At 66.4% G+C, this 26,298-nt stretch carries 19 protein-coding genes, 1 tRNA gene and 5 pseudogenes; 13 read left to right on the top strand and 12 right to left on the bottom strand.

Going from position 1 to position 26,298, the window contains the following annotated elements:
• The first annotated feature begins 150 nt into the window (after nucleotides 1-150).
• The 9 genes and pseudogenes from LRS12_RS15860 to LRS12_RS15895 all read left to right on the top strand — a co-directional run bounded on the left by LRS12_RS15860 (nucleotide 151) and on the right by LRS12_RS15895 (nucleotide 10,514).
• Entirely contained in the window at nucleotides 151-1,389 is a 1,239-nt protein-coding gene (locus LRS12_RS15860; protein WP_257845367.1) for a NarK/NasA family nitrate transporter, read from the top strand.
• Nucleotides 1,390-1,393: 4 nt separating this feature from the next.
• Entirely contained in the window at nucleotides 1,394-2,593 is a 1,200-nt protein-coding gene (locus tag LRS12_RS15865; protein ID WP_257845368.1) for an alginate export family protein, read from the top strand.
• Nucleotides 2,593-5,073 carry a nitrite reductase large subunit NirB gene (gene nirB, locus LRS12_RS15870; protein ID WP_257845369.1) on the top strand — a complete coding sequence of 827 codons (2,481 nt, stop codon included), beginning with the start codon at nucleotides 2,593-2,595 and terminating at the stop codon, nucleotides 5,071-5,073. Before LRS12_RS15865 ends, nirB begins: the two co-directional genes overlap by 1 nt.
• On the top strand, nucleotides 5,070-5,411 hold the full coding sequence (nirD, locus tag LRS12_RS15875) for a nitrite reductase small subunit NirD (protein ID WP_257845370.1): 342 nt from the start codon (nucleotides 5,070-5,072) through the stop codon (nucleotides 5,409-5,411). Before nirB ends, nirD begins: the two co-directional genes overlap by 4 nt.
• Nucleotides 5,411-8,007 (top strand): annotated as a pseudogene (locus LRS12_RS15880) (molybdopterin-dependent oxidoreductase). The gene nirD and the pseudogene LRS12_RS15880 overlap by 1 nt, the downstream one beginning before the upstream one ends.
• Nucleotides 7,997-8,780, top strand: a pseudogene (cobA, locus tag LRS12_RS15885) (uroporphyrinogen-III C-methyltransferase). Before LRS12_RS15880 ends, cobA begins: the two co-directional pseudogenes overlap by 11 nt.
• A pseudogene (locus tag LRS12_RS20430) lies at nucleotides 8,773-9,120 on the top strand (molybdopterin molybdenumtransferase MoeA); the annotation flags it as partial. The pseudogenes cobA and LRS12_RS20430, both read left to right, overlap by 8 nt.
• A gap of 64 nt (nucleotides 9,121-9,184) precedes the next feature.
• Nucleotides 9,185-10,264 carry a molybdopterin-binding protein gene (locus tag LRS12_RS15890; protein ID WP_257845371.1) on the top strand — a complete coding sequence of 360 codons (1,080 nt, stop codon included), beginning with the start codon at nucleotides 9,185-9,187 and terminating at the stop codon, nucleotides 10,262-10,264.
• Nucleotides 10,248-10,514, top strand: a complete 267-nt coding sequence (locus LRS12_RS15895; RefSeq protein WP_257845372.1) for a molybdenum cofactor guanylyltransferase — start codon at nucleotides 10,248-10,250, stop codon at nucleotides 10,512-10,514. Before LRS12_RS15890 ends, LRS12_RS15895 begins: the two co-directional genes overlap by 17 nt.
• A gap of 289 nt (nucleotides 10,515-10,803) precedes the next feature.
• On the opposite strand, the gene LRS12_RS15900 is transcribed toward LRS12_RS15895, so the two are convergent.
• From LRS12_RS15900 to LRS12_RS15910, 3 genes are all read right to left on the bottom strand, one after another.
• Nucleotides 10,804-11,709: an ankyrin repeat domain-containing protein gene (locus LRS12_RS15900; RefSeq protein ID WP_257845373.1), complete on the bottom strand. Its 906-nt coding sequence runs from the start codon at nucleotides 11,707-11,709 to the stop codon at nucleotides 10,804-10,806.
• Between the two features lie 88 nt (nucleotides 11,710-11,797).
• A complete protein-coding gene (locus tag LRS12_RS15905) occupies nucleotides 11,798-12,283 on the bottom strand; it encodes a DUF3592 domain-containing protein (protein WP_257845374.1) in 486 nt (161 codons plus the stop codon).
• Between the two features lie 14 nt (nucleotides 12,284-12,297).
• Nucleotides 12,298-13,206 carry a hypothetical protein gene (locus tag LRS12_RS15910; RefSeq protein ID WP_257845375.1) on the bottom strand — a complete coding sequence of 303 codons (909 nt, stop codon included), beginning with the start codon at nucleotides 13,204-13,206 and terminating at the stop codon, nucleotides 12,298-12,300.
• A gap of 272 nt (nucleotides 13,207-13,478) precedes the next feature.
• Here LRS12_RS15910 and LRS12_RS15915 point away from each other — a divergent pair, with 272 nt between their 5' ends.
• The 3 genes from LRS12_RS15915 to LRS12_RS15925 are packed head-to-tail and all read left to right on the top strand — an operon-like array spanning nucleotide 13,479 to nucleotide 16,185.
• Nucleotides 13,479-14,489: a sensor histidine kinase gene (locus LRS12_RS15915; RefSeq protein WP_257845376.1), complete on the top strand. Its 1,011-nt coding sequence runs from the start codon at nucleotides 13,479-13,481 to the stop codon at nucleotides 14,487-14,489.
• A complete protein-coding gene (locus LRS12_RS15920) occupies nucleotides 14,486-15,229 on the top strand; it encodes a LytTR family DNA-binding domain-containing protein (RefSeq protein ID WP_257845377.1) in 744 nt (247 codons plus the stop codon). The genes LRS12_RS15915 and LRS12_RS15920 overlap by 4 nt, the downstream gene beginning before the upstream one ends.
• Nucleotides 15,226-16,185 (top strand): alpha/beta fold hydrolase, encoded by a 960-nt coding sequence (locus tag LRS12_RS15925; protein ID WP_257845378.1) that lies wholly within the window; start codon nucleotides 15,226-15,228, stop codon nucleotides 16,183-16,185. Before LRS12_RS15920 ends, LRS12_RS15925 begins: the two co-directional genes overlap by 4 nt.
• On the opposite strand, the gene LRS12_RS15930 is transcribed toward LRS12_RS15925, so the two are convergent.
• The 8 genes and pseudogenes from LRS12_RS15930 to LRS12_RS15965 form a co-directional block, all read right to left on the bottom strand.
• Nucleotides 16,176-16,439: a hypothetical protein gene (locus LRS12_RS15930; protein WP_257845379.1), complete on the bottom strand. Its 264-nt coding sequence runs from the start codon at nucleotides 16,437-16,439 to the stop codon at nucleotides 16,176-16,178. The two genes, LRS12_RS15925 and LRS12_RS15930, sit on opposite strands and share 10 nt — an antisense overlap.
• Nucleotides 16,440-16,640: 201 nt before the next feature.
• Nucleotides 16,641-16,919, bottom strand: coding sequence for a hypothetical protein (locus LRS12_RS15935; protein ID WP_257845380.1), 279 nt, complete (start codon nucleotides 16,917-16,919; stop codon nucleotides 16,641-16,643).
• A gap of 733 nt (nucleotides 16,920-17,652) precedes the next feature.
• A tRNA-Lys gene (locus LRS12_RS15940) sits at nucleotides 17,653-17,728 on the bottom strand.
• Between the two features lie 108 nt (nucleotides 17,729-17,836).
• On the bottom strand, nucleotides 17,837-18,964 hold the full coding sequence (gene rodA, locus LRS12_RS15945) for a rod shape-determining protein RodA (RefSeq protein ID WP_257845381.1): 1,128 nt from the start codon (nucleotides 18,962-18,964) through the stop codon (nucleotides 17,837-17,839).
• Between the two features lie 159 nt (nucleotides 18,965-19,123).
• Nucleotides 19,124-21,007, bottom strand: a complete 1,884-nt coding sequence (mrdA, locus tag LRS12_RS15950) for a penicillin-binding protein 2 (protein WP_257845535.1) — start codon at nucleotides 21,005-21,007, stop codon at nucleotides 19,124-19,126.
• Nucleotides 21,008-21,021: 14 nt separating this feature from the next.
• Nucleotides 21,022-21,534, bottom strand: coding sequence for a rod shape-determining protein MreD (gene mreD / locus LRS12_RS15955; protein ID WP_257845382.1), 513 nt, complete (start codon nucleotides 21,532-21,534; stop codon nucleotides 21,022-21,024).
• Nucleotides 21,531-22,412 (bottom strand): rod shape-determining protein MreC, encoded by an 882-nt coding sequence (gene mreC, locus LRS12_RS15960; RefSeq protein ID WP_257845383.1) that lies wholly within the window; start codon nucleotides 22,410-22,412, stop codon nucleotides 21,531-21,533. The genes mreD and mreC overlap by 4 nt, the downstream gene beginning before the upstream one ends.
• 13 nt (nucleotides 22,413-22,425) lie before the next feature.
• A pseudogene (locus LRS12_RS15965) lies at nucleotides 22,426-23,470 on the bottom strand (rod shape-determining protein).
• Nucleotides 23,471-23,614: 144 nt separating this feature from the next.
• On the opposite strand from LRS12_RS15965, the pseudogene mutL reads away from it, so the two are divergent.
• Nucleotides 23,615-25,432 (top strand): annotated as a pseudogene (gene mutL, locus LRS12_RS15970) (DNA mismatch repair endonuclease MutL).
• Between the two features lie 259 nt (nucleotides 25,433-25,691).
• Here the strand turns inward: mutL and rplI are convergent.
• The gene (rplI, locus tag LRS12_RS15975) at nucleotides 25,692-26,288 is read right to left on the bottom strand and encodes a 50S ribosomal protein L9 (RefSeq protein ID WP_257845384.1); all 597 of its coding nucleotides are present in this window, start codon (nucleotides 26,286-26,288) and stop codon (nucleotides 25,692-25,694) included.
• Between the last annotated feature and the right edge of the window lie 10 nt (nucleotides 26,289-26,298).

The following is a 26,298-nucleotide window of genomic DNA, read 5'->3' on the forward strand; positions in this document are numbered from 1 at the left end:
GCGTGTCGCTGCCAACGGGGGGGAGCGGATCGCAACAGGCCGGGGCACAAGCTCCTTCAACCTCAACAGGCAACGAAGCCGCCAGGACGCGCCCTTATGGCCGCCGTTCTGGCGGCTTTTTCGTGCCGGTCGCATTCGGGGACTGAGACGATGGCAACCGCATATCTGGACGCACAGCCGTCCGCGACGAAATCCAATTTCTGGTCGAGCGGGCATACGCCGACACTGATTGCGGCGTTTCTCTATTTCGACCTCGCCTTCATGGTCTGGGTAATCCTTGGGCCGCTCGCGCCCGAAATTTCCAAGACGCTGGCGCTGACCCCGGCTGAGAAGGGGCTGATGGTCGCGGTGCCGACGCTGGCCGGGGCGCTGTTGCGCGTGGTCAACGGGCTGCTGGTCGACCGCATCGGGCCGAAAAATTCGGGGACGATCAGCCAGATCATCGTCATCGTCGGCCTCTTCACCGCCTGGGCGATGGGCGTAACCAGCTTTGCCGGCACGCTCGCACTCGGCGTCATCCTCGGCTTTGCGGGAGCGAGCTTCGCAATCGCGTTGCCGCTCGCCAGCCGCTGGTATCCGCCCGAGCATCAGGGCAAGGCGATGGGCCTTGCCGGCATGGGCAATTCGGGCACCGTGCTCGCCGCCTTGTTCGCGCCGGGCCTCGCCAAGATCTTTGGCTGGAACGACGTGCTGGGCCTTGCCTGCATCCCGCTGACGCTGGTGCTGATCGCCTATGTCTTCATGGCGAAGGACGCGCCGGGTCGCCCTGCCGCGAAGTCGCTCAAGGATTATTTCCAACCGCTCAAGACCGCCGACAGCTGGTGGCTGATGGGCTTCTACTCGGTGACGTTCGGCGGGTTCGTCGGGCTTGCCGCCAGCCTGCCGATCTACTTCACCGACCAGTTCGGGCTGACCACGATCCAGGCGGGCTATGCCACGGCGGCGTGCGTGTTCGCGGGCTCGCTGGTGCGGCCGATGGGCGGCGCGCTGGCCGATGCGATCGGCGGGGTGAAGGCGCTTACGGGCGTGTTCATCCTCGCCGCCTTTGCGCTTGCCGGGGTGGCGATCGCGGACAATTTCGTCACCGCGCTGATGCTGTTCGTGATCGGGATGCTCGCGCTCGGCACCGGCAACGGGTCGGTTTTCCAGCTGGTGCCGCAGCGTTTCTCGGCAGAGATCGGCGTGATGACCGGGCTGGTCGGCATGGCGGGCGGCGTCGGCGGCTTCTACCTCGCTTCCTCGCTGGGCCTCGCCAAGCAGTGGACCGGGAGCTTCTCGCCCGGCTTCCTGATCTTTGCGGGGCTGGCGATCGTCGCACTGGGTGGGCTGATGCTGGTCAAGGCCAAGTGGCGCGCCACCTGGGGTACCGCTGCCGGCGTGCGGATCTGATCCGATGCAGCGGCTCCTTCCCCTCATCGGGCTGGTGGCGGCAACGCCCGCCACCGCCCAGACCCTGACCCTCAAGCCCCTGATCGACGCGCGGCTGCGCTATGAACAGGTCGAACAGGACGGCCTGACCCTGGATGCCGAAGCGGTAACGCTGCGGGTCCGCGCGGGGGTTCAGGCAGGCCATGGCCCGCTGACCGCAATCATCGAGGCGCAGGGCAATCTCGCCATCGTCGATGATCGCTTCGACGGGCTCTCCGGATCGGCGGCGCGACCCCTGATCGCCGATCCGGAGAATGTGGCGATCCACCGGGCGCAGCTCGCGCTCAAGCTGCCGGTGGTCACGCTGACCGCCGGGCGCCAGCGGATTACGCTCGATGACGAGCGGTTCGTCGGCGCGGTCGGGTTTCGCCAGAATGGCCAGAGCTTCGACGCGGTGCGCGCCGAGGTGACCCCGGTGAAGGGCCTCAAGGCCGACCTTGCCTATGCGTGGAGCGTGCGGACGATCTGGGGCATCGACGGGACCGGGGCGCGGCAGCGCGCGGTGGGCGGCGACAATGTTTTCGCCAACCTGTCCTGGACGAGCCCCGTCGGGACGGTCACCGGCTTTGGATACTGGGTCGATCAGGATGAGGCGGCGGTTCAGGGCTTTCGCCTGTCGAGCCGGACGCTCGGCGCGCGGCTGGCGGGGACTCGGAAACTGGGCAAGGCGAAGCTCGCCTATCAGTTCAGCCATGCACGCCAGTCGGACATGGGCCGCAATCCCAACAGCTACGAGGCTGGTTACTGGCTCGCCGATGTGTCGGTGGACCTCAACGGGCCGAAGCTGGGGGCGGGCTATGAGGTGCTCGGTGCCGATAATGGCGTCGCGCTGACCAGCTTCCAGTTCCCGCTCGGCACCAATTTCAAGTTCCAGGGCTGGGCGGACAAGTTCCTGACCACCCCGGCCGATGGTTTGCGCGACCTGTATGTGAATGCGGGCTGGAGCTGGAAGGCGGTCGGCCCGGCCAGGGCGGTGACGCTACAGGCGGTGTGGCACCGCTACGAAAGCGACCGGCTCAACCGGTCCTATGGGGACGAACTCAACCTGCTTGCCTCGGCCAAGCTCGGCAAGACCACCGCGTCGGTGCGCTACGCCGATTACCGCGCCGACGGCTTTGCCACCGACACGCGCAAATTCTGGCTGCAACTGGACTGGACGATCTGATGGAATTGCAACGTATCGAGCGTGCGGAGGGCGATATGCGCGAGCATCTCGTCGTGATCGGCAACGGCATGGCCGGATGCCGCGCGGTCGAGGAAATCCTGGCGCGCGACCCGACCCGCTATCGCGTCACCATCTTCGGCGCAGAGCCGCGGGTGAACTACAACCGCATCATGCTCTCCCCGGTTCTGGCAGGGGAGAAAGCGTTCGACGACATCGTGATCAACGGTGCCGACTGGTATGCCGAGCATGGCATCGACCTGATCGCCGGTGACCCGGTGATCGCGATCGACCGCGCAGAGAAAACGGTGACGTCGCGTCGGGGCGTCACGACCGGCTATGACAAGCTGTTGATCGCGACCGGGAGTGACCCCTTCATCATCCCGGTGCCGGGGCACCAGCTACCCGGCGTGATCGCGTTTCGCGACATGGACGATGTCGGCGCGATGCTCGCCGCCGCCGAGAAAGGCGGGAGCGCGGTGGTGATCGGCGGCGGGCTGTTGGGGCTGGAGGCGGCGCATGGCCTGAGTCTGCGCGGCATGAAGGTGACGGTGCTGCACCTGATGCCGACGCTGATGGAGCGCCAGCTCGACGAGGCGGCGGGGTGGCTGCTCAAACAGGCGCTGGAGGCGCGCGGCCAGGTGATCCTGACTGGCGCGGATACTGCCGAGATTGTTGGCGACGGCAAGGTCGAGGGCGTGGTCCTGAAGGACGGGACGCGGATCGCCGCCGATCTGGTGGTGATGGCGGTCGGCATCCGCCCCTCCACCGGCCTAGCCCGCGCGGCGGGGCTGGAGGTCGGACGCGGGATCAAGGTCGACGATCACATGGTGACCTCCGACCCCGATGTCCTCGCGGTCGGCGAGTGCGTCGAGCATGACGGCAATGTCTATGGCCTGGTCGCGCCGCTGTGGGACATGTGCCGCAGCCTGGCCGATCACATGACGGGCAGCCCTAACGGCTATCGCGGGTCGGTCACCTCGACCAAGCTCAAGGTGTCGGGGATCGACGTGTTCTCGGCGGGGGATTTCTCGGGCGGGGACGGGTGCGAGGATATCGTGATGCGCGACGCGGCGCGCGGCATCTACAAGCGCGTGGTGGTCAAGGACGACCGCATCGTCGGCGCGGTGCTGTATGGCGATACCGCCGACGGCAATTGGTATTTCGACCTGTTGAAGAAGCAGGAGAGCGTCGCGGACGTCCGCGACCTGCTGATCTTCGGTCAGGCCTTCGCCCAGGGAGGGGGCGCGGCGGACCCTAAGGCGGCCGTTGCGGCGCTTTCCGACGATGCGGAAATCTGCGGCTGCAACGGCGTGACCATGGGACAGGTTGTGTCATGCATCGCCAAGGGGTCGCACAGCCTCGATGCGGTGCGCGCCACCTGCAAGGCGTCGGCGAGCTGCGGTTCGTGCACCGGACTGGTCGAGAGCATCCTTGCGTTGACGCTTGGCGATGAGGTTCAGGTCGGTGCGAAGACGATGTGCAATTGCACAAGCTTTGGCCATGACGATGTCCGCCGCGAGATCGTCGCACAGGACATGCGCTCGATCCCGGAGGTGATGCAGAAGCTGCACTGGAGCACGCCGGATGGCTGCTCATCGTGCCGCCCAGCGCTCAACTATTATCTGCTCTGCGCGCTACCGGGCGTCTATGTCGACGATCAGCAGAGCCGCTTCGTCAACGAGCGGATGCACGCCAATATCCAGAAGGACGGCACCTATTCGGTCGTCCCGCGCATGTGGGGTGGCCTGACCAATCCGACCGAGCTGCGCGCGATTGCGGACGTGGTCGAAAAGTACAACGCCCCGATGGTCAAGGTGACCGGTGGCCAGCGGCTCGATATCTTCGGGATCAGGAAAGAGGACCTGCCCGCAGTCTGGGCCGACCTCAACGCCGCGGGCATGGTCAGCGGCCATGCCTATGGCAAGTCGCTGCGCACGGTGAAGACGTGCGTCGGCTCCGAATGGTGCCGCTTCGGCACGCAGGATTCGACTGGCCTTGGCGTCAAGATCGAGCGGGCAACCTGGGGGTCGTGGATGCCGCACAAGTTCAAGATCGCGGTCAGCGGCTGCCCGCGCAACTGCGCCGAAGCGACGATCAAGGATTTCGGCGTGGTGTGTGTCGACAGCGGCTACGAGCTTCACGTCGGCGGCAACGGCGGCATCCATGTCCGCGCCACCGACCTGCTGTGCAAGGTCGCAACCGAGGCCGAGGCGATCGAGCATTGCGCCGCCTTCATCCAGCTCTACCGCGAGGAAGCGCGCTATCTCGAGCGCACCGCGCCGTGGATCGAGCGGGTCGGGGTCGAGTATGTCCGGTCCCGGCTGCTCGACGACGAACAGGTTCGCGCGGACCTCGCCGCGCGCTTCTTCCACTCGCAGAGCTTTTCGCAGGACGACCCCTGGGCGCAGCGCGCGCAGGGTGCCGAGCGCGAGCATCACGCGCCGATGGCGCGCTTCACCCCGGTTGGAGAGATGGCATGACCACCGCAGAGTGGCTCGATATCGGCTGGCTGAACGAAATCCCGGTGCGCGGCAGCCGTACGGTGCAGGTCGAGGGCGGCGGCGATATCGCGATCTTCCGCACCGGCGAGAATATGGTGTTCGCGCTGCTCGACCGCTGTCCCCATAAACATGGGCGGCTCAGCCAGGGCATCGTTCATGGCGGCGCGGTGGCGTGCCCGCTGCATAACTGGCGCATCTCGCTGACCACAGGCGAAGCGCTGGGTGAGGACAAGGGTTGCACCCCTACTGTGCCGGTCAAGATCAGTGCCGGGCGGGTACTGATCTGCCGCGCGAGCACGCTGAAGGCGGCCGCCTGATGCCCGAAGCGGTCCGCACCACCTGCGCCTATTGCGGGGTCGGCTGCGGGATCCGCGCGACCGTCACGGGCGAGCGGGCGGTGCAGATCGAGGGCGATCCCGACCATCCCGCCAATCGCGGGCGGCTGTGTTCGAAGGGCACGCATCTGGGCGAGACGGTCGGGCTGGAGGGGCGGCTGCTCCACCCGATGATCGGCCTTAAGCGCGCAAGCTGGGAAAAGGCGCTGAACCTCGTCGCCAAACGCTTCCGCGACACGATCGCGCGGCATGGGCCGGGCAGCGTCGCCTTCTACGTCTCTGGCCAGTTGCTGACCGAGGACTATTACGTCGCCAACAAGCTGATGAAGGGGTTCATCGGCACGGCGAACATCGACACCAATTCGCGGCTGTGCATGTCGAGCGCGGTGGCGGGGCACAACCGCGCGTTCGGCGAGGATGTCGTGCCCGCCAGCTATGACGATCTCGACGCCGCCGATCTGATCGTGCTGGTGGGCAGCAACACCGCATGGTGTCACCCGATCGTCTATCAGCGCATCGCCGCACGGCGCGAGGCTGGGGCGAAGTTGGTGGTGATCGACCCGCGCCGGACCGAGACTGCCGAGGGTGCCGACCTGCACCTCGCGATCCGGCCGGGCAGCGACGTCGCGCTGATGAACGGGCTGCTGCACTGGTGCCGCGAGGCGGGCGCGATCGACGCGGCATATCTCGCTGCGCATGTCGCGACGCCGGAGAATTTCTGGGACGAGGTAGGAGAGGGGAGTGACCTGTGGTCGGTGGCGCGCGTCTGTGACGTGCCGCCATCAGACCTCAGGCGCTTCTTCGAGCTGTTCGCCGCGACGCCGCGCACGGTGACGATGTTCAGCCAGGGGGTGAACCAGTCGCTGAACGGCACCGATCAGGTCAACGCGATCCTCAACGTCCATCTGACGACAGGACGGATCGGCAAGCCGGGTGCCGCGCCGTTCTCGATCACTGGCCAGCCCAATGCGATGGGCGGGCGTGAGGTAGGGGGGCTCGCCTCCACCCTCGCCGCGCACATGGACTTCGCGCCGGAGAACCGCGACCTCGTCCAGCGCTTCTGGGCCTCGCCGGCGATGGCGGAGAAGCCGGGACTGAAGGCGGTGGACCTGTTCCGCGCGATCGAGGAAAGGCGGATCAAGGCGCTGTGGATCATGGCGACCAATCCCGCCGTATCGATGCCCGATGCAGGCCGCGTGCGCGAGGCGATGGCCGCCTGTCCCTTTGTCGTGGTCAGCGACGTGATGGAGCGCACCGACAGCGTCGACTACGCCCATGTCCGCCTGCCCGCCGCCGCATGGGGCGAGAAGGACGGAACCGTCACCAACAGCGACCGCACGATCAGCCGCCAGCGCGCGCTGTTTCCGCTGCCCGGTGAGGCCAAGCCCGACTGGTGGATCGTGAAAGAGGTCGCGCGGCGGATGGGGTGGAAGACCGCCTTTGCCTATGACCGCCCCGCCGAGATCTGGCGCGAGCATTGCCGCCTCTCGACCTATGGCAATGACGGCAAGCGCCTGTTCGCGCTGCCCGATGGCGGGGCCGGGGGGCAACGCCGCCTACGACGCGATGACACCGTTCCGTTGGGGCGGCGTGCCGTTCGCCGATGGCCGTTTCTCGACGCCGGACGGGCGCGCACGGCTGGTCAGCGTGACGCAGAGGGCGATCCCCGCGCCGCTGCGCGACTGGCCGATGACGCTCAACACCGGGCGCTATCGCGACCAATGGCACACGATGACCCGTACTGGCCTGTCGCCGAAATTGGCGCGCCACCGCGAGGAGCCGCTGGTCGAGGTACATCATGAGGATGCCGCCGAGTTGGGGCTGACCGATGGCGGCCTGGCGCGGGTCGCGACGCCGCAAGGGGACAGTATCTTCCGCGTTTCGCTGACCGATGCGCAGCGGCGCGGCGAGCTGTTCACGCCGATCCACTGGACCGACCGGACCTCCACCGGTGGGCGGACCGGGCTGCTCCCGCGTCCGCTCACCGATCCGCATTCGGGCCAGCCGGGGTTCAAATCGACGCCGGCGAAGATTGAGCCGGTGGCGACCGAATGGCGTGGCTTCCTGATCCTTTCCGGCGAGTTGGCCGCGCCGCCGCGCTGCCTGTGGGCGACGCGGGTGGCGGTCCCGCAGGGCAGCTTGTGGGAGTTGGCGGGCAATGGCGACACAGCACGGATCGAGGCGCTGCTGCCGCGCGGCGAGCGCGTCGAGGCGTTCGATGCCGCGCGCGGCACGCGGCGGATTGCCGTGCTCGACACGGGCAAGCTCGCGGCGGTGCTGTTCGTCACCCGCACCGGCGAGCTGCCGTCGCGCGACTGGCTGATCGCACAGCTGGCCGAGGAACGTGCCGCGCCGACCCTGCTCGCCGGGCGCGCGCCGGGGGCGCAGCCCGATCGCGGCGCGGTGATCTGCGCCTGTTTCGATGTCGGGCTCAACACCATCGTCGCGGCGATCCGCGACCGGGGGGCTGGCCGATGTCGCCGCGATCGGCGGCGCGTTGCAGGCCGGAACCAATTGCGGATCGTGCCGCCCGGCGCTCGCCCGCATCCTTTCGGAGGTAACGTCCGATGCAGCATGACGATTTTCCAGCGGGCAGCGTATGGCTGGTGGGTGCAGGGCCGGGCGATCCCGATCTGCTGACGCGCAAGGCCGTGCGGCTGATCGCGGCGGCGGACATCGTCTATTATGACGCGCTGGTCGGGCCGGGCGTGCTCGACCTGATCCCCGCCGGGGTCGAACGGGTCAGCGTCGGCAAGCGCGCCGGGCTGCATTCGAAGGATCAGGGGAGCATCGACGCGCTGCTGGTCGCCGCCGCGCGTGCGGGGCGGCGGGTGGTGCGCCTCAAAGGCGGCGATCCGTCGATGTTCGGGCGATCAGCGGAGGAAATGGCCGCGCTGCGCGATGCAGGGTGCATCGTGCAAGTTTGCCCCGGCGTCACTGCGGCGAGCGCGGCGGCGGCATCTGCCGGTGTGTCGCTGTCGCTGCGCGGGATGGCGCGCGAGGTGCGATTCGTGACCGCGCACAGCCGCAACGGCACCGCGCTCGATCTGGATTGGGCCTCGCTCGCCAGTCCGGGCGCAACGCTCGCTTTCTATATGGGGCGCGGCGCGGCGGGGGGAGATTGCGCGGCGGTTGATAGGCGCAGGGCTCGACCGCACGACCCCGGTGCTGATCGCGTGCAATGTCAGCCTGACGGATGAAAAGCGGCTGGCGACCCGGCTCGATCTGCTCGACATCGCCACCCGTGCCTTTGCGGAGGACGCACCGACGCTGATCCTGATTGGCGAAGCGGTGGGCGGTGCGGGCGTCGCGCGGGTCATCGAGGAAGCGGTGTATGGCGCGGATGGCTGAGATCACTGCCTGCGCCGCGACGCTCGATTTCGACGCGGCACAGGCGATCCTTGCGGCGCACGCGTTGCCGTTGGGGAGCGAGACCGTCGCGCTTGCGGATGCGGCCGGGCGGGTGCTCGCCGATCCGGTGGTCACACGGATTTCCGCGCCGCGCTGGGATTGTGCGGCGATGGACGGCTATGCGGTGCGGAGCGCCGATCTGGCCGACGACACGCCGCTGCGCGTCGCTGGCACGCGCTACGCAGGTGCAGCGGCGGACGGGCGGCTCGCGCCGGGTGAGGCGATGCGGGTGATGACCGGCGCGCCGCTGCCCGATGGGGCGGATCGCGTGGTGATGGTCGAGCGCAGCGCAGCGAGCGGGGCGCTGGTGCGGCTTTCGCCCCCGGGCGGGAGAGCGGGCGCATGTGCGCCGGGTGGGAGAGGATTTCGCGGTCGGGACGCCGGTCGTGCCGCGCGGCACCCTGCTCGAGCCGGGCGCTTTGGTGGCGGTCGCTGCGGCGGATGTCGGCGCGGTCAGCGCCTGGCGGCGTCCGCGCGTGCGGCTGCTGGCGGCCGGGGACGAGATCGTCGCGCCGGGAAATGCTGTGGCAACGCGCCATGCCATCCCCGACAGCCTGTCGATCGCGCTCGCCGCCTTTGCGCGCGGCTGGGGGGCGGAGATGGTCGCGAGCGCGCGCGTCGCCGACGATCCGGCAGCAATCCGCGCTGCCGCGCGCGCTGCGCTGGTCGATGTCGATGTGCTGGTCATCGCGGGCGGAGCCTCACGCGGCGACCGCGACCATTGCCGCGCGGCGCTGGCCGCGCTGGGGCTGGAGATCGCCTTCGCCGATATCGCGATCAAGCCGGGCAAGCCGGTGTGGTTCGGCCGGCTCGGCAGCCTTGCGGTGCTGGGCATCCCGGGCAATCCGACCGCCGCGCTCACCGTCGCGCGCCTGTTCCTCGCACCGCTGCTCGCCGGACTGGGCGGACGGCCGCCCGACGCGGCGCTCGACTGGGAACAGCGCCCGCTGGTCGCGCCGATCCCATCACAGAGGGATCGCGAGGGCTTTTGTGCGCGGCCCGGGTGGATGGCGGCGTCCGGCTGCTCGATCGTCAGGCGGCTTCGGGACAGGGAATGCTCGCACAGGCTCGTTATCTACTGCGCCGCCCGCCTCATGCGCCGGCTGCAGTTGCGGGGGACCCGGTCCCCGTGCTGGCGCTCTAGCATGCGGCTGCTCGGCGCGATCATCGCGGGCGGCACATCACGCCGGTTCGGCAGCGACAAGGCGATGGCGCAAATCGCGGGGCGCAGCCTGCTCGACCACGCCCGCGCGGCGCTCGTTCAGGAGGTCGACGATCTGGTGCTGTGCGGTCGCACCGTGGGGGGGACTGCGCTGCATTTCCGATCGGCCCGAACCGGGTCTGGGGCCGCTGGGCGGGATTGCCGCCGCGCTGGCGGATGCGCAGGCGCGCGGCTTCGACGCGGTGGTGACGGTGCCAATTGACGTGTTTCCCCTGCCGACCGATCTGGTCACACGGCTAGGCGGGGCAGGGCCAGCCGTGTTCGAGGTGCAGTATCTGATCGGCCTGTGGCCCGCCGCACTGGCTGGGCAACTCGATGCCCATCTCGCCGACAGGCATCGCTCGCTGCGTTCGTGGATGGAGGCGACCGGTGCGCGCCGTGTGAATGACGCCGCGCTGGGGCTGTTCAACATCAACCGACGCGCAGAACTCGATCGCGCCATGGCCGCATGACACTATCGTGGCGGGAACAGGGATTTCGGCGTTACAACAGGGCATCGGGCGACCGAATTGGATCGGACCGAGCTGCGCGTCGGTCCGATCGCACGTGAGCACGCGGATGAGCGGATGAAGTGCTGTGCTTGCGCCCGCGAGAGGCACCGGGCCTTGCTCGTGGAACACAAGCTGCATCGAGGTGCTGGGGCTTCCGGGCGTCATCGTCGATTGTCGGGGGGCGCGAGACGTCCCCGGCTGATAGACTGGACCGGTCTCCACTGGTCGCTGAGCCGGGGATCGCCGACCGTTACCAGTAATTGCCGGTCTTGAGACATTGCTGCCATTTGCGCATCGAACGCATCCGGCAGGTGGAATCGGAGCAAAGTGCTACATCGGCCCGATATTTTTGCTGGCATTCAATATCGCGCGATGTTGCTGGTTTCGTCGTCGCGACGGATCCGCCGAGCAGCGCCTTCATCTCAGGCGAGGTGGCGAGTTGCCCTGGGGTCTGGCCATCCTTGTTGCGAAGGGCCTTGTTGGCGCCTTTCTTCAGCAGGATCTTGGCCAGCTCGACGCGGTCACGCTGCGCTGCCTGATGGAGGAGAGTCCAGCCATATTCGTCTTGCTCGTCCACCCGTACGCAATCTTCGAGCAGACCGGTCAATTCGTCAGGCTTGTTGTACCAGACCGCATCCTTCGCGGCGAGGAATGGCCGCAACGCCGGCGATCGGCTGCTGCTCGCAGGATCGTTGCGCGCCATCTCGCACATGCCATTCGACTTGGCGGGGGCGGCCTTCGCCGCGCCCTTGGGCGATGCTGCGCCGCCGGCTTCGCGGGTCGGGACCTGCGCGGCGCTCATCGCCTTGCGGAGCTCGGCCTTGACCGCCGTTGAATAGGCCATCTGATAGGGTGTGTACCCCACCGAATTGTTCCTGGCGTTCGGGTCGGCACCGCGGGCAAGCATGGCCTTGACCAACTCCAGATCGCCCGCCTCTGCCGCAAAATGAAGGAGCGTGTAGCCCTCCTCATTCTCCAGATTGATGTCGAACTGACCGCTGTCGATGATCCTGAGAGCTTCAGCGCTCGATTTCACGCCGATGAGGTAGCGAGCGTTGTCCCATGGATCCACCTGAAGGGCGCGAATGCTACCCGTCCAGGCGGCGCTCGCGCCTGCCGCCAGCCCAAGCGCGATCAGTGTCGCGACGGAAATCATTGTGAAGCTCTTTCGCATAAACTGCTCCCACACTTGGCGTCGACAGGACAGGATCGCTTGGACCTGTCGCAACGACTTCACGACGCGGTCAGGCGAGGCCTGCAAGCAGCGCTGCACCCAATCCCGCAAAGCCAACGCCGACGATCACCATTGCCGCCGCAACGAAAAGGCTTGGCTTGTCGAGAAGCGGCGCACTGTCTTGAGGCTGGGCGGGGTCGTACCAGAGGTCGATCACCTTGCCCGGCGGATGCGCCAGCAGCCACTGCTGGGCCGGCGGAAACAGCGAGAATCGCAGCGCCGTGCAAAGGGCGGTTCGATCCCCCTCGAACACCTGCCCGGCTACCGCGTAGCGATAACGAAGTTTTGGCTCATACCAAGTCGTCGAATCGCCGTCGCTGTCGGTGCTTTCGCGATCGATCAGATTCGCATCGATCACTTCCGCGTCCGTCCGCTTCCAGTGCGCTTTTGCGCTGGCGAAACGCCGTCCCTGCTTGCGATAGCGGTGGATACCGAACCAGGCGAATGGAACGCCGAACAGGATCAGGCCCAACGAAACTGCGGTAAAGACGTCCATTTCCTACCCCCAACTCAATTGCCGAACCGTGCGATGCACTGGTCGCCGATCTGGTCGAGCCGTCCGGACTCCGCGACCGCCTTGATCGCGGCCTCTATCGCCTCGGAAGCAGGTGCGGGTCTCGCCGAGAACCGCGCGTGCACGGTGCGATAGGCCGCGGCGTAGCGCGTCGCGGGCGCGCTCCCCTTCGCGCCCTTCGCCAGCCCGCCTTCTTCCGCGAAGCTCAAGACATCGTCGCAGATCGTGAGCGCAGCCGCGTCGTCGGTAGGCAACGCGCCCGTCGCCTTGTCGATCTTCGGATCGTTCTTGCGGCACTCCGCCGCCCATGCCCGCGCCGTTCCGGCGGTCATCACCTGCCCGAGCCGCGTGGTAGCGTCGTCATTGGCGGTGGTCAGCTTGTCGGCGCCACCTGCAAGGATCGCCGCTTTGTGCAGCAGATATCCGGCCTGCGGATCATAGATGATGCGAGACTCGGCATCCATCTCCCGGCCGCCGAGATTGTCGTAAGCGATCGCCGCCGCGCAAACGACCGTGCGTTCATAGGATCCGCGTGGCAGCTCAGGGACGGGTTCCTCCTCGATGCCATAGGCCTTGAAGCAGGTGTTGATCGTCGTCGCCCAGTGCGATCCTACCGCCGACTGGATCGCCGCTTCGGTTCCCAGCGCCTTGCCTGGATCCTCGTTGCTCCCCGGAAAGAGCGAGTAGAAGCCGTTCGCATTCGCCAGTTCGCGACCTTTCGCCGACACCCGATCGAAGCGCTCTTTGTCGTTCGACGGCGTCGCGCCGATGAGCATTACCCCTGCGCGGGTGCACAGCAGGGCGCGTTCCTTGGGATCCTCGGGCAGGTCGCCAAAGTCCCGCGCTCCGCAGCCGGACGCCAGCAATGAAGCGGAAACGAGCAGAATGATCGGAATACGGGTCATATGCCTCTCGTGCGACGATATCGCTGATCCTGCTTGCAGTCCGGCGGTCCGGGCACGAGCGGCACGCGACCAGCGGGGCACTGGCACCGCCCGGCGGGCCTCAATGCGACAAAAGCGCTTGGCAGCACGACCGAATTGCCGCATTCCCGACAAGGGGTGGGGCGAATTTCCTATGGCGTACAGGGGTTTGCGTGCAGCGTATCTTGCGTAGCATCATGCGTGGAACCGCCATCCGGCTTTGCGCAGTCCTGTGGCTGTTCGGATATGCTCTGGTGATCGGCGGCGCGATTGCTCAAGGGCGTTTTGCGGGCGGCATGATGGTAGTTGCCAATGTCCCGCTGCTGCTGCTCGGCATCGCGCAGGCTGTGGCGCTGAGCCTGTTGCTCGACCATCTGGCGGAACGGGCCGGACACGTAAAGTGGCTGCTCATGGCAATTGCCGGACTGGTAGCGGCGATGATCCAGACTTCAGCCGACCAGGCGCTGCTTCAGCTGCTTGCCCTCACGATAGTGCCGAGCTGGCAAGACTGGGCGGTCGGTATGCAGCCCCAGCGTCTGGTGCTGATGCTGATCCTCTATTGCTGGACCATGTATCTGTCGATCGCGCTCGTCTGGGCAGCGCGCGCGACCGATTTGGCCCGGCTGAACGAAGCGCGTGCGATTAGCTTTGCCGCCGCCGCGAGCCGTGCGGAGGCGGCGGCGCTGCGGCTTCAGCTCAACCCGCATTTTCTGTTCAACACGCTCAACGGCATCTCCAGTCTGGTGGTGCGGGGGCGCGATGAAGAGGCGGAAGACATGCTGGGCCGCCTTGCCGACTTTTTGCGCGCAGCGTTGGTCTCGCGACCTGATGCGATGGTGCCGATCGCGCAGGAACTGGCGACGATCCGCGCCTATCTGGAAATCGAGCGCGCCCGCTTCGGCGACCGGCTGAACCTGACGACCGAGCTCGACCCCGGGCTGCAGGAACTGCCGGTTCCGAATTTTCTGCTCCAGCCTCTGGTCGAGAACGCGGTGCGCCATGGCGTGGCCGAGATCCAGGGACCGGGAAGCATTCGCATCAGCGTGACCGGCGATGGCCGGGTGGCTCGCATTGAGCTCTTCAATACCAGCGATGGCTCCGGTGGCGCAGGACGGGGTCACGGTATCGGTATCGACAACAGCCGGCGCCGGCTCCAGCTGCATTATGGGGACCGCGCAGCGATTGAGCATGGCCCTGTCGCTAACGGCTATCGGGTCGCGATCGACCTTCCGGTTGCGTCACTCGAACGAGAGAAGATGGCATGAGGATCGCGATCGTCGATGACGAACCGCTCTCGCGCGAGCTGACGCGCGCATTGCTCGGCGAAGACGGCGGCATCGAGATTGTCGGGGAGGCCGACAACGGCCTTGCCGCCCTCGCGCTGATCGCCGACGCGGCCCCCGATGCGGTCATCCTCGACATCAGCATGCCCGGCAAGAGCGGCATTCAAACCGCGATCGAGTTGGTGCCGCAGGACATCGACATCGTGTTCCTGACCGCGCACGAGGAATATGCGGTCGACGCCTTCGAACTGGGTGCTGCAGACTATGTGCTGAAGCCGCTCCGCCGGCTACGCCTCGCCAAGATGTTGACGCGGCTACGCGAGCGCCAGGCCGCCCGACGCGCCGGAGCGCCGGCGCCGACCACCACGCCCGTCGAAAGCCAGGAGGAGGATGTGTTCTGGGTGCCGGTGCGCACCGGGCTCGCTCGCGTCAGCGTCGAGAGCATCCAGCGTGTGGAAGCGGCACGCGACCATGTCTATTTTCATACCGCAGACCGGGCCTATCTCTACCGGATCACGATGGCGGAACTCGAATCGCGAATGATCGCCGGCGGACTGATCCGCGCGCATCGCTCTGCCTTTGTCCGGCCATCCGCGGTCCGGGGAATCAACCGGAGAGGAAAAGTCCTCAAGCTGACCCTGGCAGACAACAGCGTGGTCCCCGTCGGGCCGCTGTACAGGTCCCAGGTGCTGGCCGCTGTCACCGGGGCGATCGAGGAGTGAGCGGAGCGCAGATCGGGGCGCTGCTGCGGCGGCGGGTGCATGACGATGCGTCGATCGGATGGTACGAAACCGACGATGCCTACCCGCTGCGCACATTCCAGTGGCGAGCGGACGCGCCGCGCGGATCAATCTTGTTCCTGGGCGGTCGCGGCGACTTTTTCGAGAAGTATCTCGAAGCGTTCGGACATTGGCGCGCCCGCGGCTGGAATGTCGATGCGTTTGACTGGCGCGGGCATGGAGGGTCGCCCCGGCTGACCGCGGACCCGCTGATCGGGCACAGCGGAAGTTTCGCGCGCCTTGTCGCCGACCTCTCCGACGTCGCCGCAGCGTGGCGGGATCGCACAGCCGGGCCACATGTCGTGATGGGCCATTCGATGGGGGGACATCTCCTGCTGCGCGCGCTGGTCGAACGCATGGTCGTGCCCGATGCGGCCGTGTTGCTGTCGCCCATGATCCGTATCCGAACGCCGCTCGGCGTCCGCCTGAGCGAGGCGATCGCTTCCTGGCAGGTTCGTCGCGGCAATGGAGCGCGCGGGCCGTGGAAGGAAAGCGCAAGCGCGGCGAACCAGATCGACAGCATGTCGATGATGACCGGAGACCTCGAGCGGTATCTCGACGAGCAATTCTGGCTGGACGAAAACCCGGCATTTCGCCTGGGGCCGCCGAGCTGGGGCTGGTTGGCCGAAGCATTTTCCTCAAGCAGGAAATTGCGCGCAAACCGGGCGGTCTTGGGACTGAACATCCCCTTGCTGCTGATGGTCGCCGATCGCGATCGCCTCACGCACAGCGGGGCCGCGCTTCGCCTGATCGGGCAGCTTCCGCATGTCACCGTGCGTCGGTTCGGCAAGGGCGTGGCGCACGAATTGTTGCGCGAGCGAGAGCCAGTGCGGAGCGCGGCAATGGCGGCGATCGACGACTTTCTCGCCGCGATCGCCGCCCCTACGGGTCAGTTCTGAGTCCAGACCCGCAGGTTCAGCCCCCCCGCTGAAATGACGTTGCCACCGCCTGCCGACACGACATTGCCTCCGCCCGCCGCAATGACGCCGCTGGCACCGTTCACTACCGGATAGTCGCGACCGTTCACGTTCACGACTGCATGTCCGTCCTTGATCGTGATCCGGCTGCCCCGCGGTGCCTGGATCGTGACCTGCTTCTTCTTGTAATAGGGGTATTGCGGCCCATTGTTGTTGTCCCAGGGGCACAGCCCCACACCAGAATGTTGACCACGCCGTTGCACCCGGTGCCTGCATGAGCGGGGGAGGCAAGGCCGATGGCGGCAGCCGTGGCCAATCCGGCCAGGGCAAGCTTGACAGGCGTTGAAGTCATGATGGTCTCCTCTCAGAAGTGATGGGTGCCTTGTCGGTTGCTTGCCGCTGTCTTGGCCAGCAGGGCGCGACGGCGATGCCCGCGCCTACGACGAAGATCCGTCTGGACGTGATCCGGCTATGCGGGCGAAGAGACGCAGCAGGCCTTCCAGCGCGAACGCGATCCCGCCGCCGACTGCTGCGCCGAGCAGCAGCATGACCGGGGCAAACAGTGCGAGCGCGAGCCACTCGCCCGGCGATTGAGGACCAGCCGGACTGTCGGCGCCGCAACAACGGACTGAAGCCACAAGGCTGACGAGCGCGACAACCAGCAGTTCGAACGACGCGAAGCCGATCCAGCCGGCCAGCTTTGCGGACCGGCGCAATACAAATGCTTTGGATGAGATCGTCATCGTCGTTCGATGCCACGCGCTGCAGGCGGTGCCAGTCGTTCGCTACGACGGCGGATGGATCGCGCACAAAGCGACGAAATCGCCCTGACTCGCGACCAAAGTGTCCCGGGAATTCTGACGCTCGCTGGCAGCTAGCCGTAGCCAAACTCGGACGGCTATTTCCTGCAATCGCATACCAAGAAAATGCGGACAGTCAGCAAAGCCGTCATGCAACCGCCAAGCGATCGACTCCGAAAGCAGCCGATCGGCCGTCGCTTCCGCGTCGGTATGAGGTTCGAATACTGACCGTTTGCCAAAGTCCCGTCCGGACCCGGGTTGCCGGGCGAGGCCGAACGCGTATTTTGCCTCGCTCCCTGGTCCAAGAGGGGTCGGGATCGGGCATTTCGCCTGTCCTACGATAGGGTCGCCAAGCAAAGCCGCCAGGCCATATGGTGGACCGGCGCTGCCTTTGGTTTCAATGTCGCGTGGCACGTCAGTCCGGCGCCAACTCGCCAGTTGCGGATTGGCCCCGGAATGGTGCGTCGTTCACGCACCTGTCGGCCAAGCAGTTGGCGTCCCATGCCGGCCAGCTGATTTTTGAGGCCAGGTCGGGACGCAATGGCCCCCTCGGGAATCGGACGGCGGTCGGTCACAAAAAAGGTCACAGTGGAGGCCGAAATGGCCTCCATCTGGTCACAAATAACCGAGTTAAGCGACTGAAAGGAGATGGTGGACGCACTAGGGCTCGAACCTAGGACCCGCTGATTAAGAGTCAGCTGCTCTACCAACTGAGCTATGCGTCCATTCCGGGCGAAGGGAAGGGGCTCTGGAGCCGCTTGCCGCGTTCGGGAGTGGCGCGGATAGCGGGCGAGTTTCGGGAATGCAACAGGCTTTTTGCCAAAAACGGCCCGTTACCAGCGGGCGGTGGTGGCATTATGCCGATTTTGACGGTCGATTGCGAACAGGATGCCGATCGCAAACATCACGGTCATCATCGAAGACCCGCCATGGCTGACCAGCGGGAGGGGGATTCCGGTCACCGGGGCCAGGCCCATCACCATCAGCAGGTTGATCGCCACGTAGAAGAAGATCGTGGCGGAGATCGCGGCTGCGGTCAGGCGTTCGAACTTGCTGGTCGCACGTGCGGCAACTCCGATCGCCCAAAGGCACAGCGCGACGAATGCGGCAATCAGCCCGACGCCGCCGACCAGCCCCAGTTCCTCGGCGATCAGAGCGAAGACGAAGTCGGTATGCCCCTCGGGCAGGTAATTGAGGTGGACCTGAGTGCCGTTCCCAAAGCCCTTGCCGAACAACCCGCCAGATCCGATCGCGATCTTCGACTGCGTGATGTGATAGCCGGCACCCAGGGGATCCTGTTCCGGATTGAGGAAGATCAGAACGCGCTTCTGCTGATACTCCTGCATGCCGTAGTTGATCATCAGCAGGCCCGCGACCGCCCCCGCCATGCCGCCGGCGATAAACAGGCGTAGCGGCAATCCGGCGAGGAACATCATTGCGCCGCCCCCGGCGATAATCATGACCGCGGTTCCCAAGTCGGGCTGGACCAGCACCAAACCCGCCGGGATCATGGTCAACACCAACGCGGGCCAGATCGCGCCGAATTTCCGCGTCTCGCCAGTGGGCAGCATCTCGTAGAATCGCGCCAGTGCGAGCACGAGGGCGAGCTTGGTCAGCTCTGACGGCTGGAGCCGCATGAAGCCGAGGTCGAGCCAGCTCTGCGCGCCGCCCGCGACATGACCGATCAGCTCGGTCAGGACGATCAGCACGATGCAGATGCCATAGATCGGGAAGGCGAGCTGGCGATACCAGTCGACCGGCACGCGCGACATGGCGAGCGCGATCGCGAGGAAGATCGAGAAGCGCATGCCGTGGCTGAGCGCCCAGGGGGTCAGGCTGCCGCCCGCCGCCGAATAGAGCATCGCCGTGCCGAACAGGCCGATGCCGACGACCAACGTCAGTGCGCCCCAGGGCAGACGCAGCACGGGGGCGGGGACGAAGCCCGAACCGATCGTGGTCATCGGGGAGCCTCCGGCGTAGCACTGGTTGAGGGCGGAGCGACTGCCGTCGGCGACGGTGTGGGCACCGGAGTAGGGGCGGGTGCGGCCGGCGCGGTTGCCGTCGCCGCGGGAGATGACGTCGGAGAGGGGGTTGGGGTGGCCACAGCTGCTGGCGCGGCGTCAGCCGGGCGTGGGGGGCAAACCCTGCGCGGAGCGGAACGCCGCCTCCTTCGCCGCCATGCGCGTGCGGATGTCGCCGCCCCACCCGGCCTCAAGTACCGCGAGCGCGTTGATCGCCTTTTGCCGGTCGAACAGCCAGGTCAGCACGTCCTTTGCGACCGGTGCCGCGGCGCGCGACCCGCCCATCCCATGTTCGATCACCACCGACGCGGCATAGCGTGGATTTTCGACCGGGGCGAAACAGATGAACAGGCCATGGTCGCGATATTTCCACTCGCCGCCCTGGCCGCGGTTGCGGTCCATGATGCGGCGGACCTGCGCGGTGCCGGTCTTGCCCGCCATGCGGATATTTTCAAAGGGAAGGCGCGACGCGCCCGCCGTGCCGTGGCCATTGACCACCTCGTCCATCCCGGCGCGGACGATCGCGAGATGCTCCTCAGGGAAATCGAGGCGCAGTGGCGGCTTGGGCTGGTCGATGATGAGCGAGGGAAGGAGGGCCCGGCTCGACGCGATCCTGGCCGTGGCGACCGCGAGCTGAAAGGGGCTGACCAGCACATATCCCTGGCCAATCGAGGCGTTGAGCGTATCGGCCTGGGTCCAGTCCTGCTTGTAGCGGCGCTGCTTCCACGCGGTGTCGGGGACGGTGCCGTAACGCTGTGAGGGGAGGGGCAGGTCGAACTCCGCGCCGAACCCCAGCTTGCGTGCTGCCGCTGCGATCGGTTCGATCCCGATCTCGCGTCCGATCGTGTAGAAATAGGTATTGCAGCTGCGCGCGATCGCGGTGTGCATCGTCATCGGCCCGTGGCGACCGAGGCAACCAAAGCGGCGATTGCCAAGCTGATAGCCGCCGTTGCAATACACGACGCGCTTGGGATCGACGCCCGCTCCGAGAATGGCGAGGGCGGTCGCTGGCTTGAAGGTCGAGCCGGGCGGGTACAGCCCCTGCATCGTCTTGTTCATCAGGGGCAGATGGTCGTCCTGCGACAGCAACTTCCATTCGGTGCGGCTGATGCCATCGGAAAATGCGTTCGGATCGTAACAGGGCATCGAAACCATCGCGAGGATGTCGCCATTGGTGATGTCGAATACCGTGACCGATCCCGACTCGTTGCCGAGGCGCCGGGCGGTATATTCCTGTAGCCCGGCGTCGATGGTCAGCCGTACCGTCTTTCCCGGCACATCGGCACGGGTTTCGAGTTCCCGGACCAGTTTTCCGCGCGCGGTGACCTCGGATCGCTTCGCGCCGGGGGTGCCGCGCAGCGTACCCTCCAGCATCTTTTCCAGACCGTCCTTGCCGAGCTTGAAGCCGGGGGTGAGCAGCAGCGGATCCTTGGTTTCCTTGAACTGCTCGGCCGAGGCGGTGCCGACATAGCCGATCAGATGCCCGACCGCCGCTCCGGCGGGGTAGTTGCGGGCAAAGCCGCGGGTCGGGGCCACGCCCGGCAGTTCGGGCAGGTGCACGCTGACCGAGGCATAGCGTTCCCAGTCGAGATTTTCGGCGACCTGGACCGGCTGGAACCCCGCCGCGCCCTTCAGATCATCCTCGATCCTGCTGATATCCTCTGCCGTCAGGCGCAGGATTCGTTGCAGCGTAGTCAGTACCTGAGCCTTGTTCTCAAGCCGGTCGGGAATGATGTCGACCCGGAAATCAGTGCGGTTGTTGGCAATCGGTACGCCGCGTCGGTCGACGATCCAACCCCGGCGTGGGGGCGTCAGCGTCAGGTTGACGCGGTTGCTCTCCGCCAGCAGCTTGTACTTGTCGTTCTCGTAGACGGCGAGCCAGGTCATTCGCCCCGCCAGGACCAGTCCCAACGTTGCCTGAACCCCGCCAACCAGCATCGCGCGGCGCGAGAAGCTGTAGCTTTGCTGCGCCTCGGTGATCATACGCACCGGGCCGCTCATTGCCATTTCTTCCGGCGATCGAGGCGGGCGACGAGGCGTGACAGGACCGGGAACAGCGCGATCGAGATCAGGATCTGAATCAGCAGGACGGTGTCGACATGCGCGTCGAGCGGCGCAGCAACGAGCCGCCCGCCGATCAGGCAAAATCCGATCGCGCCGGCGGCCAGCAGCCAGTCCTGAAGAAAGTCACGCCACACGATCCGCGTATCTAGCACATCGATCGCAATGAACGACACCGTCCAGAAGAACATCGCGTTGCCCAGCGGCTGGCCACTGACCATGTCGTCGACAAAGCCAAGCAGCAATGGCGCCCACGGCTTGAGCAAATCGGGCCGATGGAGCCGCCACGCGAGCAGCATCATCAGCCCGAAAGGCGGAAGCAGCGGGACGGTCGCCTTGAACGGGATGAGCGTGATGAGCGAGGCGAGGACGATCGTCAGCGGAGCGAGCCAGCGCGCACGTTTCGAGACGTTCGGCTGGCCAAGGCCCGCAAAAGGTGTACCCGTCACCGCGGTGCTGCGTCCGGCGCGCGCACATCGGCGGCTTCAGGGAAGAAGGCGCGCTGGACCAATGCATAATCGAGCATGTCGGGACTTGCGGTCGGTTTGGCCTTCGCCGTGTCGCGGGCGCGTTCTAGAGCGATTGCAACCGCAATATTGGGTGGAAACAATCCGCCGGTGCCCGATGTGACGAACGTATCGCCCGGCTCGAACAGCACCTGCGCTTCACCTGCGGAGCGGATTTCGAGCAACCCATCGCCGCGCCCGGCGGCGATCGCGGGCAGGCCGTCACGGATGCGGCGGACGGGAACGACGCTTTCGGGGTCCAATACGAGCAGGATGCGCGCGGTGTTCGGGCTGACCTCGACCACCCGACCGATCAGCCCGTCGGGGCCGCGCACCGGCTGGCCCGGACGAACGCCCTGCCAGCTGCCGGCGTTGAGCGTCGCGAAGCGCCGTGTGCTGGAGCCGCTGGCATAGACGATGCGCGCGGCGACCACCGGATCGGCGACGCGGTCGCGCAGCTTGACCAGCGCGCGCAGCCGACGGTTGTCGCGGGTGACGACCCGGGCATGTTCGACCAGCGTCTTGTTGGCCTCGAGTTCGGCCTTCAGTCGTGCGTTCTCGCTGCGCACGGCAAAGAAGCTGCCAATCCAGCCGGGCACGCCGGAAATGCCGCGCCGCGTCCAGTCCGCACCCGACGCGACGGGAGTGACTAGTTCGGAAAAGGCGCCGCGCACTACCGCATAGGCGGGAGGGTTCAGCGTCGAGAGCAGCAGCAGCGCGACCGCGACCAGCGCACCGCCGACCGCGACCACATATCCGATGAAGAGCCCATATTGCGCTCGCCGTGAAAAGCCGGAGCGCCGGTTATGTGGCGGCGCCATAGCCCCCGCTTCCTCAGACCTGAATCAGAACACCACGAAACACCGGGTCTTCTAGCGCACGACCGGTGCCCAGCGCCACACAGGTCAACGGGTCTTCGGCAACCGTAACGGGAAGACCCGTTTCATCGCGGAGCACTTCGTCGATCCCCTCGAGCAGCGCGCCGCCCCCGGTCAGGACAATGCCCTGGTCGACGATATCCGCCGCCAGTTCCGGCGCAGTATTCTCAAGCGCGATGCGAACGCCCTCGACGATCGTGCCGACCGGCTCGCTCAACGCCTCGGCGATCTGGCCCTGGTTGATCTGGATTTCCTTGGGGACGCCGTTGACCAGGTCACGCCCCTTGATGTGGATGGTCAGGCCGATGCCGTCCGTAGGCGGCTTGGCGACACCGACTTCCTGCTTGATCCGCTCGGCCGTCGCTTCGCCGATCAGCAGGTTATGGTTGCGGCGAACATAGGAAACGATCGCCTCGTCCATCTTGTCACCGCCGACGCGAACGCTGTTCGAATAGGCCAGGCCGCGCAGCGAGAGCACAGCGACTTCGGTCGTGCCGCCGCCGATATCGACGACCATCGATCCAATCGGCTCGGTTACCGGCATGTCGGCACCGATCGCGGCGGCCATCGGTTCCTCGATCAGGAACACCTGGCTGGCACCCGCATTCGACGCGGCGTCGCGGATCGCTCGGCGCTCGACACTGGTCGAACCCGAAGGGACGCAGATCACGATCTGGGGCCAGCGCATGAACTTGCGCTGCCCGGTCACCTTGCGGATGAAGTGCGAAATCATCTGCTCGGCCACGTCGATATCCGCGATGACGCCGTCGCGCAGGGGGGCGAATCGCCTCGATCGAGCCGGGCGTCTTGCCCATCATCAGCTTCGCGTCGTCGCCGACAGCCTTGACCCGCTTGACGCCGTTGATCGTCTCGACCGCGACGACCGACGGCTCGTTCAGGACGACCCCGCGTCCGCGCAGGTAAACAACCGTGTTCGCGGTCCCCAGATCGATTGCGAGATCGTGAGACATGAATTTGAAAAAGCGGGAGAAAAACGCCATCTATTGTTCCGTCCTTCGCGCGTGAGGGGCGGCGCGATTCGCATTTGAGTTAGCATTGACCAATCCGGAGCAGGTCAGCTCCGGAACAGGAAATCTGGCGGATACAGCTCGCAGGATGGCGTCGCTTGGGCTACACCATCCTGCATGTCAATACGCCGCTTGCCGGAGCATCTTGTCAACCGGATTGCAGCGGGTGAGGTGGTGGAACGCCCTGCCAGCGCGCTCAAGGAACTTGTGGAAAACGCTGTCGATTCGGGGGGCGACCCGGATCACCGTCCGGCTGGGCGGTGGCGGGATCGACTTGATCGAGGTTACCGACGACGGATGCGGGATGACGCCCGCCGAAATGGCGCTGGCGCTGGAGCGGCACGCAACGTCGAAATTGCCCGATGACGCCATCGATGCGGTCACGACACTGGGTTTTCGCGGCGAGGCACTGCCGTCGATCGCCAGCGTGTCGCGCTTCACGGTCGAGAGCCGCCCGCGCGGGGCCGATGGCTGGTCGCGCACGGTGGACAATGGCGCACTGGCGGCCGAGGGGCCGGCGGCCTTGCCCCCCCGGGACGCGGGTGCGGGTGGAGGGATTGTTCGAAAAGGTGCCGGCGCGGCGCAAGTTCCTGCGCTCGACCCGCTCGGAATATGCCGCCTGCCTCGACGTGGTGAAGCGGCTCGCGATGGCGCGGCCCGAAATCGGCTTTTCGGTCGAGCATGACGGGCGGCGCGTGCTCAGCGTTCAGGAGGGGATGGACCGGATCGCGCGCGTCGCGGCGCTGACCGACCGCGATCTGGCGGCGAACAGCGTCGGGATCGATTTCGAGCGCGAGGGGATCGTGCTGGGCGGGGTCGCGGGATTGCCGACCTTCAACCGCGGCGTCGCGGACCACCAATATCTGTTCGTCAATGGGCGCCCGGTGAAGGACCGACTGCTCACCGGCGCGGTGCGCGGCGCCTATGCCGAGATGCTGGCGCGCGACCGTCATCCGGTGGTGGCGCTGTTCCTCGACGTGCCGCCCGACCAGGTCGATGTGAACGTCCATCCGGCGAAGACCGAGGTGCGCTTCCGCGATCCGCAGCTCGCGCGCGGGTTGATCGTCAGCGGGCTGAGGCGGGCCCTGGACGGGGCAGGGCATCGCAGCGTGCAGCGTCCCGATGCGGCGGTGATGGGGTTGTGGACGAGCGAGGCGCTAGCGCCCGATCAGAACCCCTCACGTCACCCCAGCGAAAGCTGGGGTCTCCCGTGGGGAAGCGATGCCGGTAATCTCGGGGAGACCCCAGCTTTCGCTGGGGTGACGAGCTTGAGTGACCGCCGCCCGACTTTCTTCACGCCACCCCCACAGGCGCGCGCTGAACCCGCCGCCGAGCCGGTCCCGGCGGCGATCAGCTACCCGCTCGGCGTCGCGCGGGGGGCAAGTCGCGCGGACCTATATCGTCGCCGAGGCGGAGGACGGCCTGGTGCTGGTCGACCAGCACGCTGCCCACGAACGCCTCGTCCTCGAACGGATGCGGCGTGCGGTGAGCAGTGGCGGCGTCGCAAGCCAGGCACTGTTGCTGCCGGAGGTGGTCGAGCTGGACGAGCCGGCGTGCGACCGGCTGGAGGCGCGGGCGGGCGAACTGGCGGAGTTCGGGCTGGAGCTGGAGCGCTTTGGCCCGCGCGCGATGCTGGTCCGCGCGACCCCGGCGATGCTGGGCAAGGGCGATGTGATCGCACTCGTCACCGACATCGCGGATGAGCTGGCGGCGTTCGACCAGGCGCTGAGCCTCAAGGAAAAACTCGACCATGTGGCCGCGACGATGGCGTGCCACGGATCGGTCCGCGCGGGTCGGGTGCTGTCGGTCGCAGAGATGAACGCGCTGCTCCGCGAGATGGAGGTCACGCCGCATTCGGGCCAGTGCAACCATGGCCGACCGACCTGGGTGAAGCTGGCGCATGGCGATATCGAGAAGCTGTTCGGGCGGAAGTAGGCGAAGGGGGTCGTCAGTCCCGGACCGATGCAACCTTCCCATCGCCTACGCATTGTTAACCCTGAACGACGCTTCAGGTAGAATACAGATGGGCAAGTTGATGTCGGTGGCCTTGGCCGCCATTCCGCTGGTTGCGGTGCTGGGTGCGATGGTCGCCGCACCGTAACCCAAGAGTTTCGCTCCCAAGCGAAAAAAGAGGCCGCCCAGACTTCGCGTCTGGGCGGCCTTCTCTTTGTTCGGACCGGAAACGGCGAGGGGTTTAGCCTTCGGCCTGCTCCTCGGTCTCGGTCGCTTCGACAGCGATCTCGCCGGGTTCGGCGTTGGGATCATAATCCTCGGTGAAGCCGGCTTCGTCCTTTTCGAACATCGCCTCCATCACGTTGACGCCCTGTGCCTGCATCTCGGCCTCTTCCGGCGAGCGGGCGACGTTGACCTTGACGGTCACCGCAACCTCGGCGTGCAGCGCGACGCGGACTTCGTACAGGCCGATCGCCTTGATCGGCTTGTCGAGGACGACCTGCGCCTTGTTGACCTTGTGGCCATCGGCGTTGAGCGATTCGACGATGTCGCGCACCGCGACCGAGCCGTAGAGCTGGCCGGTGTTCGACGCCTGGCGGATCAGGGTGACCGAAACGCCCTCAAGGCTCTTCGATTCCTTCTCTGCCTCGGTGCGCTTGGCGGCGTTCTCGGCGACGATGCGCTCGCGATTCGCCTCGAACACCTTGCGGTTGGCTTCGTTGGCGCGCAGCGCCTTCTTGTTGGGAAGCAGGAAGTTGCGGGCGAACCCGTCCTTCACCGTCACCACGTCGCCGATATGGCCGAGCTTCTCGACCCGCTCGAGCAGAATGATTTGCATGGGTCCGCTC

This window comes from Sphingomonas sp. J344 (genome assembly GCF_024700005.1).
In the GTDB taxonomy this organism is placed as follows: domain Bacteria; phylum Pseudomonadota; class Alphaproteobacteria; order Sphingomonadales; family Sphingomonadaceae; genus Sphingomonas.

Coding starts and splice junctions, on each gene's coding strand:
- LRS12_RS15860 (WP_257845367.1), top strand. CDS start 151: ATGGCAACCGCATATCTGGACGCACAGCCGTCCGCGACGAAATCCAAT.
- LRS12_RS15865 (WP_257845368.1), top strand. CDS start 1,394: ATGCAGCGGCTCCTTCCCCTCATCGGGCTGGTGGCGGCAACGCCCGCC.
- nirB (WP_257845369.1), top strand. CDS start 2,593: ATGGAATTGCAACGTATCGAGCGTGCGGAGGGCGATATGCGCGAGCAT.
- nirD (WP_257845370.1), top strand. CDS start 5,070: ATGACCACCGCAGAGTGGCTCGATATCGGCTGGCTGAACGAAATCCCG.
- LRS12_RS15900 (WP_257845373.1), bottom strand. CDS start 11,709: ATGATTTCCGTCGCGACACTGATCGCGCTTGGGCTGGCGGCAGGCGCG.
- LRS12_RS15905 (WP_257845374.1), bottom strand. CDS start 12,283: ATGGACGTCTTTACCGCAGTTTCGTTGGGCCTGATCCTGTTCGGCGTT.
- LRS12_RS15910 (WP_257845375.1), bottom strand. CDS start 13,206: ATGACCCGTATTCCGATCATTCTGCTCGTTTCCGCTTCATTGCTGGCG.
- LRS12_RS15920 (WP_257845377.1), top strand. CDS start 14,486: ATGAGGATCGCGATCGTCGATGACGAACCGCTCTCGCGCGAGCTGACG.
- rodA (WP_257845381.1), bottom strand. CDS start 18,964: ATGACCACGATCGGTTCGGGCTTCGTCCCCGCCCCCGTGCTGCGTCTG.
- mrdA (WP_257845535.1), bottom strand. CDS start 21,007: ATGATCACCGAGGCGCAGCAAAGCTACAGCTTCTCGCGCCGCGCGATG.
- mreC (WP_257845383.1), bottom strand. CDS start 22,412: ATGGCGCCGCCACATAACCGGCGCTCCGGCTTTTCACGGCGAGCGCAA.
- rplI (WP_257845384.1), bottom strand. CDS start 26,288: ATGCAAATCATTCTGCTCGAGCGGGTCGAGAAGCTCGGCCATATCGGC.